The following is an 8,284-nucleotide window of genomic DNA, read 5'->3' on the forward strand; positions in this document are numbered from 1 at the left end:
CTCGGCTCAGGTTTCGGCGAGATCCTTGAGCCTGTGCATCGAGGCGAGCAGCTTCTCGGGAGTCGTCGATCGCGCACGAGGAAGACGACGCACGTCTCGCAGCTGGGTCCAGTCATAAGTGTGGCGGACGGTCGAACTCGTCTCACCCAGAGCTTCAATCTCCCATTTCCACTTCTGCCCGAACGGTTCGCCGCCGACTTCGGAGGGCTTCCAGGCGATGAGCTCGCCTTCGACGAACTCGACGACATGGTTCTCGCGCTCCACCTCTTTCGTCAGCGTCGTGATGAACGAGACTCCCGGGCCCGTGACACGCTGGCCAGGAGCGGAGGCGGCCACATTGTCATTGCCGTCCCAGTCCGCGTGCCGAGCGGGGTCGGCGATGAGTTCGAACACCTCGGCGGCGGGTGCATTGATCGTCAATTCCGCGCTGACGACCTTGAGGCTGTCGTCGATGGTGTCGAAGACCGACTCGTCGATCGATTCGGGATCGACGGAGGCAGGATCGACGTCGTAGGGATCGATGTTGTCAGGGTCGGTCGGGGTGGGCTCGGTCATGGAATTCCCTTCTCCATCCGTCTGCGAATCCCTGCGACGAGCGGCAGAGACTGCGAGCGGCAGTTGCAGTATCGTCTTCATCGTAGGCCCACATCTGCCACCTGGTGCGGCGATCAGTCCTCCAGGGCCCGGTCCTGTCGTTCAGCCCTGGCCGCCTCGGTGCTGAAACGGGTGAAGAGCCGCGACGAGTCACTGGACAGCGACAGGAGCACCGCGACCTGCATAGCGATGGTCGAGAGCGCGTAGAGGTTGGTGGCGAGTTCACGATCCCCGCTGAAGTAGTTCGTCATCGACACGATCACCGAGGCCGATGACAGTGCCAGCAGCCACAGCCTAGCCCTGTTGCTGCCCCGGATCACGGACACGGCGGCCATGACCTGCAAGCAGCCGATGACGAAGCTGAGACCGATGAGGATCTGGGCGCCGATCAGCTCCGACTGGTCGTTCGTGTCGAAGCTGGCGATCTGCGCCAAGGGAGAGAACTCGGTCTGCAGCCACTGCCAGCCGAGCACCGCGCTGGCCACACCGGTGAACTGGAAGATGAGCAGAACGAGGACGAGGAGAGCGCCGATGAGCGTCTGCAGTGGCCGCTTCGACCACAGGACCTTGGCAAGCTCCGGAACGTAGTGCCTGTCGGAGGCCTCGACCGTGAAGTCGAGTGCGAGGTCGAGGCGTTCCGGGTAGTCGGAGACATCGGGAACCACCTTGTGCACCTCGACGATCGGCAGGTCGCCGTCGGTGATGATCGCATCGCCTCCGCCGTTGCGGGAGTGGTAGCCGGTGGAGAAGTCCTCGACGTGTTCGACGGTGATGGCCGGATCGGCCGCAGTCACGGTGTCAACGACATAGTCGCGCTCAATATCGGTGTTCTCGTCGATCTTGTGGGTGAACTGCAGGGTGAACAGTGAGATCCCGACACTCTTGTCGTAGGTGCCCGCGGCCAGCCAATCGGCTTGGAGGCCTCCGGGCAGCAGCCAGCCGCTCGGGCACTTCCAGAAGCGGACATGATGCCTCTGCCCCGGGTCCCCGTCGACCTCCTGCTGGTAGGCGAAGTCCTGCCTGCGGCCGAAGAGCAGCAGAGGCGAGACCGGAGCCTCCGGATAGCTTCGCCGCGTCAGAGTCGAGACGAAGATCCTCCAGGTGGACGCCGCCGTGATCTCCTCGGCCAATGACCACCCTGCCGCTTTCATCGCGTGATGGATCTGCGCCTCCTCACCTCGCCAGGCCAGGTTGACCGGGTCTCCGAGGAGCCCGTCCGAGGTCCGGGTCCGGCCGATGAAGTAGTTGGGGACATAGATCTGCGAGAAGATGCGGTGCAGCCTGGGCAACGCCAGGTAGGAGATGACCACCCAGACCACCAGCAGGGTGAGAACCTGCCACCAGCCGAGCGAGAATCCCTTGAACAGAATGACCATGGCCAACCAGGTCGAGGCGGCCCCGCCGAACAGGAAGAAGACATAGTCGAGCACACCGGTCACCGTGAAGTGGTGTCGCCGGAACACGAACGGCTGCCTGGATCGCCGATCGCGCGGCCCCTCCCCGGATTGAGGGTCGGGCGTCGTCCTGCGGGAGTTCATGGGCTCAAGTCTAGTGAGCCGGTTTCCCGGTGGCCGACCTCTTCGCGGAACCGGCTCTTCGAAGTCGGCCTCCGACCATGGGGTGGGCCGACCGCCGGAGGAAGGAGCCCGAGCAGGCGGTGGCGACGCAGCGCCGGCTTGCCCTGCCACGCTGCGCCGCCGACGATCAGCCCTTCCCATGACTGATCACAGCCGACTGCTCGGACCCGAGAGCGACCACCCGCTTGGATTCGCTCAAGGCGTGAGTGAATCCGGCATCCAGGTCGTCGAACAACTCCCTGGCCGCCATGGCGGACGTCCGCACTGGTTCTTCCTCTGAGTGCAGACTCTCATCCACCACGGACACGAGATCCACGCCTCCGGCCCGGGCACGAGTCCGCCACTCCAGCCGTAGAATCAAGCCCTTCAGTCGTAGAATCAAGCCATTCCACGAGGAAGCGGAGGAGCGAGTGGACAAGGTCGATCTGAAGAAGACAGTCGTGGGATTCAGGGCGAAATCCGGTGAGTTCTCCACGGTCGAGATCCCCGACAGGCGCTACCTCATGATCGACGGTCACGGCGATCCGAACACGTCCTCCGAATTCAGCTCGGCCGTTGAGACCCTGTATCCGCTCGCCTACGCGCTGAAGTTCCTCAGCAAGCGGGAGCTCGATCGCGACTACGTCGTCCCACCCCTCGAGGGCCTGTGGTGGGCCGAGGACATGAGCGTCTTCACGAGCGCCCGGGACAAGTCGAAATGGGATTTCACGCTCATGCTCCTCGTCCCCGACTGGCTCGACGCGGGCCACGTCGGAGCTGCCACCGAGGCCGTGGCCGGGAAGAAGGACGTCCCCCGCCTCGGCGAGTTGAGGTTCGAGCTGCTGTGCGAGGGCACGTGCATCCAGACGCTGCACATCGGTTCCTTCGACGCCGAGGCGGCGGTGCTCGATCACCTTCACCACGAAGTGATCCCTGGAGCCGGCTTCGAGCTCAGCGGCACCCATCACGAGATCTATCTCAGCGACTTCCGCAGAGTCGCCCCGGAAAAGCTGCGGACCATCCTGCGCCAGCCGGTGCAGCCGTCAGCTCCCTCCTGACCACTCCCCAGTCGACGGAGTCTGCGACGGCACTGGAGGAGAACTGGGGTCGAACCCATGGCTGCGGCTGATCTCAGGGGTCGGAACATCGGCAGTGGAGCCGAGCACGACGAAGAGGGCGACGACGATGGCCATCACCGAGATAAATCCCACGATGACCACAGAGATCAGCGCGATGAGACATCCGACGGTGGGTGCTGCACCCTGCCGACGACGAGCGAAGAAGACCACGGTTTGATCCTATTCCCACAACTCTGCATGACCGATCCGTAGAGTCAGCGACAGTCCCGTCGGATCCGCGGAGACCGCTGGCGCCAACGACCTCCGATGTGAGTCGCAGAACCCCACCCATGCACGCCATATTGCGTTTTTGTGACAATCGCCAAGCCTTAATCCGGCGTGGACTCACGAATCATTAAGTTCGTTGCCTTATCGTTATATTCATGCCTCGCCAGACTCGTCATCGCCAGGGCCGCCGGTCCATGCTCCGCGGCGCCCTGATCGGGCTGGGAGCGGCAGTCACAGCACTGCTGGTTGCCGCCGTCGTCATCGTCAACGCTCCAGTGTCCTTCGGATCGACCGCAATCAGGCAGGTGCAGATGGCCACCGTGAATCAGCTCAGCGCCGAACAGGTCGAGCACGCCCGCCTCATCATCGGGATCGGGCGCGGGGGCGGATTCGACGACCACGCGATCCGAATCGCTCTGATGACCGCGCTGCAGGAATCCTCCCTGCGCAACATCGACCACGGCGACCGCGACTCCCTGGGCCTGTTCCAGCAACGGCCCTCCCAGGGCTGGGGAGAGCCTGAGAAGCTCACCGATCCCGTGTTCGCGACGAAGTCGTTCTACGGCATCAATCCCGAGATCGACAACCCCGGCCTCGAGCAGATACCCGACTGGCAGTCGATGTCGCCGACCGAAGCCGCTCAAGCAGTGCAGCGCTCCGCGTTCCCCAGTGCCTACGAGCAGTGGGAGAGCCTGGCCACTGACCTCGTCAGCTCGCAGAACGACGTCGAGGCCATGCACTGAGAAGGAACTACACTGTCGTGGTGAAGTTTGCCATCGCCCTCCCCCTCTCTGCCCTGACAGCCGCCGCGGTCCTCGGACTCGGCGGCTGTGCTGTTCTTCCCGACTCCGCCCGTCAGACCGACGGCCCCTACCCGCAGACGATCGACTCGCCGTACGGCAGCGCGACGATCGAGGACCGTCCGACGAAGGTCGCCGTCGTCAGTGACGTCGACCTCGACATCGCCCTTGCCCTCGGCGTCGATCCCGTCATCGCTCCGGCATCGGAGAGTTCGGGCTCGATCAGCCCGTGGGCCGAGGAGTCGCTCAAGGACAATGGCTTTGAGACTCCGCCGACGTTCGACGCATCCAACGGCCCCGACATCGCCGCGATCACGAAAGCCCAGCCCGACGTCATCCTCGCCACGGGCCTGCAGGACGCCGGCGACAGCTTCGACGAGCTCTCAGAGATCGCGCCCGTCGTCGCCACCACCCCGGATTCCACCTGGACGGAGAGGACGGCAGCGGTGGCCACAGCACTCGACGAGGCAGCCGCGGCGAAGAGGGCCGTCAGCGACATCAAAGCCGAGACGAAGGATATCGCCTCGAGCCACCTCGAATTCGAGGACACGAGATACACCCTCGCGGATGTGCAGAAGAACTCGATCGACTACCTCTCCTACGACGGCAGCGACGACAGCTTCTTCACCGACCTCGGGCTGCTCACCGCCGCAGAGGCGTCTCAGTACTCCGCCGAGAAGCACTCGGTGAGGAAGGCCGAGGTCGACACCCTCGACGCCGACGTCCTCTTCATCCATTTCCCCGACGAGGGACAGGGACTGCTCGACGAATCCGATCTCTCCGACCCGTTCTACCGTGAAGTCAAGGTCATCCGCGGCAAGCACTACTCCGTGCTCAGCGATGATGAGTTCGCCGCCCTGACCAACCTCTCCCCGCTCAGCTACCCGTGGCTGCTCGACAAACTGCCCACTGCCATCAGAAAGGCCGAGCAGGGCCGACTCTGAGTCGACTGCGACTCCGATCTCCACGCACCCATCTCGCGTTATCGAGCCTGGAGCTGAGCGAGAGCTTCGCCGAGTCGCCGCATCGCCTCCGTGAAACCAGCCGGATTGGGACCAGCGAAGTTGAGGCGGACAAACCCGGCCGGCGCCTCGGCGGGGAACCAATCCGCACCCCCGGTGATCAGCACATTGACGTCGGCGGCGGCCTTGACGAACTCGTCGACGTCGATGCCGAGCGGCAGCCGCACCCACAGGTTGAGGCCGCCGGTCGGAACCTGTTCGAGTCGGAGGTCGGGGGCTTCAGCCCTGAGCGCCGCCGCAAGCGAATCCCGACGAGTCCGCAACTGACGACCGAGACTCCGCAGATGCGTCCGCCACGCCGGGCGAGTGACGACATCGAGGGCGGCGGCCTGGAGGATCGGGCTGACGTACATCGCCTCGGCGCTCACGACAGTGCGGATCCGCTCACGTGCCGGGCCGCGCGCGACGACTGCGGCGACGCGGAGCGCCGGGGACACGCTTTTGGTCAGTGATCGGATGTAGATGATGTGGCCGTCGGCGTCATCGGCGACGAGCGGCTGCGACACGGCGTCAATCCCGAAGTCATGTGCCCAGTCGTCTTCGACGAGGAACGCCCGCCGCGACCGCACAAGGTCGAGGACGTCCGCCCTCAGGTTTGGGCTCCAATGCGCGCCGGTGGGATTGGCGAAGTTCGGCTGCGCATAGAAGGCTGTGGCTCCGGAACGTTCGAATGCCTCGTCGAGGACATCGGGACTGGGTCCGTCGATCCCCGAGGGAACCGGAATCAGACGGACGCCGGAATGCCTCGCGGCGGCGATGAGACCCCAGTAGGTCGGGGATTCCACGACGAGGGATCCTCCGGATCCGACCACGGAGCGCAGAATCGATGCCAGACCGCTCTGGCTGCCGGGAATGATCGTGACATCGGACGGATTCGGTTCCGATACGTGCCGCGAGGTGCCGTCAGCGAGCTCGGTGGCGAACCAGGACTGCAGGTCGCCGTCGCCGGCGGTCGGCGCACGGCGCAGGCTGTTCTCGGTTCGGGCCATTCTGTTCAGCGCCGTTCTGACCAGGTCCTTGGGGAGGAGACCCGGATCGGGATACCCGCTGTGCAGAGCGAAGACGTCGTTGCTCGCGATCTGCAGTGCCGCCATCGACGAGGTGAACGCAGGTTCGCGCTGACTCAGTGCGGCCGTCTGCCAGCTCAGATCGGGAGGGGCGATCGACCGGACCGCGCGAACGAACGTGCCGACCCCGGGCCGCGACTCCACGAGTCCACGGCGCGCGAGCGTGCTCAGAGCTTTCTGCACCGTCACGGGAGACGCTTGGAAGCGAGCGACCAGCGATCTGGAGGAAGGGAGCTTCTCCCCCGGCGCCGCGGAGTCGATCCACTGAGTGAGTTCCGCGACGATCCTGGAACTGCTATCGTAGGTCATGAAAGATAACAATAGCGCTACTTCCATTTCGGTCGACCCGCTACTCCATGGATCGAAGCAATCGGGCCTGTGGTGGGGCTTCCTCGGAGTGGTCGCGTTCTCCTTCACCGTCCCTCTCACCCGCATCGCGGCCGAATCCGGGACGATGTCTCCGCTCTTCCTCGGTGTCGGCCGCGCCGCAGTCGCCTCGGTGCTGGCCGGTCTCATCCTCATCTTCGTCGGACGGCAACGCCGGGGGACCACAGCTGCACTGCGCATCCCCAGCCGAACGCAGTGCCTGCGCCTTCTCCTCGTGGCCGGCGGAATCGTCCTCGGCTTTCCACTGCTGACCTCATTCGCACTCGCCCACACCTCGGCGTCCCATGGCGCCGTCGTCATCGCGCTCCTGCCCGCAGCCACTGCCGCGGCCGCAGTCTTCCGCACCCGAGAGGCCACCGGCCTGCGCTTCTGGCTGATGGCGGGGGCCAGTGCCGTGGTCGCAGTGGTGTTCGCTCTGGTGCACGGCGACGGGTTCGGTGAGCTCGGAGCGGCGGATGCGCTTCTCTTCGCCGCCGTCGTCGCGGCGGCGATCGGCTATGCCGAGGGCGGTGTGCTGGCCCGGGAGCTCGGGTCCTGGCAGACGGTGTCATGGGCGCTCGTCCTGTCCGCGCCGATCACCGTCGGCCTCACCCTCGCCTCGGCGGCAGCAGCCCCGCCCCACGGCACGATGATCGAGTGGGCCGCGTTCGGATATCTGGCGGTCGTCAGCATGTTCCTGGGGTTCTTCGCCTGGTATCGCGGGCTTGCCGTCGGGCCGATGGCGCAGGTGTCACAAGTGCAGCTGAGCCAACCGGTGATGTCCCTCGTCTGGGCGACAGTGCTGCTCGGCGAGACGCTTGAGTGGGAGACCGTTATCTGCGGCGTCGCAGTCATCGGGTGTGCCGCGCTGACGGTGCGCACCCGGCTGCGATCGTGAGCGCGCGAATCCAAGGCCGTGCACACCCGGCTGCGATCGTGAGGGCCGCCGATTCCGGTAATCTCTACCCATGGCCTCCACTCAAGACCCCGTCCCGGTCAGCGATGATGTCGCAGCCCTCCTGCGCAACCCCGAGGACAACCTCGAGGCCATCACCGAGACCGCCGATCTGTTCAAGGCCCTCGCCACTCCCTCACGGCTGAAGATGCTTCTGGTCCTCGCCCACGGCGAGGCGACCGTGACTCACATCGTCGAATCGACCGGACTGTCCCAGCCCCTGGTGTCCCAGCATCTGAAGTTCCTGCGCGGGCTCCACCTCGTCGGAGTCAATCGCATCGGACGCGAGGCCTACTACTCGCTCAAGGACGACCACGTCGCCCACATCATCCTCGACGCCCTGGCCCACACGGTGGAGGCGCACGAGCACTGAGCCCAGCTCTCCCCATAGTCGTGGCCGCCGAGCAGTCGTTACCGCCGAGCGGACCACTTCGTCGCGAGCGGACCACCTATACCCTATTTGCCAGGATTGTTGTGAGACAGTTCCTGGCAAATAGGGCGGGGTAGGAGGTACGGCATCATGCTCGCTGCTCAACCCGGAATCACCCCGACAGGGCGTCGCTCGTTCAATAATGATT

General features: G+C 64.9%; 9 protein-coding genes. 5 read left to right on the top strand and 4 right to left on the bottom strand.

Annotation, left to right across the window (positions count from 1 at the left end; all coding sequences use genetic code 11):
• Positions 1-6: 6 nt before the first annotated feature.
• Both RIT73_RS14430 and RIT73_RS14435 read right to left on the bottom strand, forming a co-directional pair.
• Entirely contained in the window at positions 7-555 is a 549-nt protein-coding gene (locus RIT73_RS14430) for an SRPBCC family protein (protein WP_309132789.1), read from the bottom strand.
• Positions 556-668: 113 nt separating this feature from the next.
• Positions 669-2,132 (bottom strand): LssY C-terminal domain-containing protein, encoded by a 1,464-nt coding sequence (locus RIT73_RS14435; protein WP_309132790.1) that lies wholly within the window; start codon positions 2,130-2,132, stop codon positions 669-671.
• A gap of 449 nt (positions 2,133-2,581) precedes the next feature.
• On the opposite strand from RIT73_RS14435, the gene RIT73_RS14440 reads away from it, so the two are divergent.
• Entirely contained in the window at positions 2,582-3,208 is a 627-nt protein-coding gene (locus tag RIT73_RS14440) for a GyrI-like domain-containing protein (protein ID WP_309132791.1), read from the top strand.
• Here the strand turns inward: RIT73_RS14440 and RIT73_RS14445 are convergent.
• The gene (locus tag RIT73_RS14445) at positions 3,194-3,439 is read right to left on the bottom strand and encodes a hypothetical protein (protein WP_309132792.1); all 246 of its coding nucleotides are present in this window, start codon (positions 3,437-3,439) and stop codon (positions 3,194-3,196) included. The genes RIT73_RS14440 and RIT73_RS14445 overlap by 15 nt on opposite strands.
• A gap of 212 nt (positions 3,440-3,651) precedes the next feature.
• On the opposite strand from RIT73_RS14445, the gene RIT73_RS14450 reads away from it, so the two are divergent.
• Together RIT73_RS14450 and RIT73_RS14455 are read left to right on the top strand one after the other, a co-directional pair.
• Positions 3,652-4,239 carry a peptidoglycan-binding protein gene (locus tag RIT73_RS14450; protein ID WP_309132793.1) on the top strand — a complete coding sequence of 196 codons (588 nt, stop codon included), beginning with the start codon at positions 3,652-3,654 and terminating at the stop codon, positions 4,237-4,239.
• 20 nt (positions 4,240-4,259) lie between these two features.
• Positions 4,260-5,240, top strand: a complete 981-nt coding sequence (locus tag RIT73_RS14455) for an ABC transporter substrate-binding protein (RefSeq protein ID WP_309132794.1) — start codon at positions 4,260-4,262, stop codon at positions 5,238-5,240.
• Between the two features lie 38 nt (positions 5,241-5,278).
• Here RIT73_RS14455 and RIT73_RS14460 read toward each other — a convergent pair whose 3' ends face one another.
• Entirely contained in the window at positions 5,279-6,694 is a 1,416-nt protein-coding gene (locus tag RIT73_RS14460; RefSeq protein WP_309132795.1) for a PLP-dependent aminotransferase family protein, read from the bottom strand.
• On the opposite strand from RIT73_RS14460, the gene RIT73_RS14465 reads away from it, so the two are divergent.
• Positions 6,693-7,649 (top strand): DMT family transporter, encoded by a 957-nt coding sequence (locus RIT73_RS14465; protein WP_309132796.1) that lies wholly within the window; start codon positions 6,693-6,695, stop codon positions 7,647-7,649. The genes RIT73_RS14460 and RIT73_RS14465 overlap by 2 nt on opposite strands.
• 70 nt (positions 7,650-7,719) lie before the next feature.
• On the top strand, positions 7,720-8,079 hold the full coding sequence (locus tag RIT73_RS14470; protein WP_309132797.1) for a metalloregulator ArsR/SmtB family transcription factor: 360 nt from the start codon (positions 7,720-7,722) through the stop codon (positions 8,077-8,079).
• Positions 8,080-8,284 lie beyond the last annotated feature (205 nt).

It is taken from the genome of Brevibacterium sp. (genome assembly GCF_031179145.1).
Classification (GTDB): Bacteria; Actinomycetota; Actinomycetes; order Actinomycetales; family Brevibacteriaceae; genus Brevibacterium.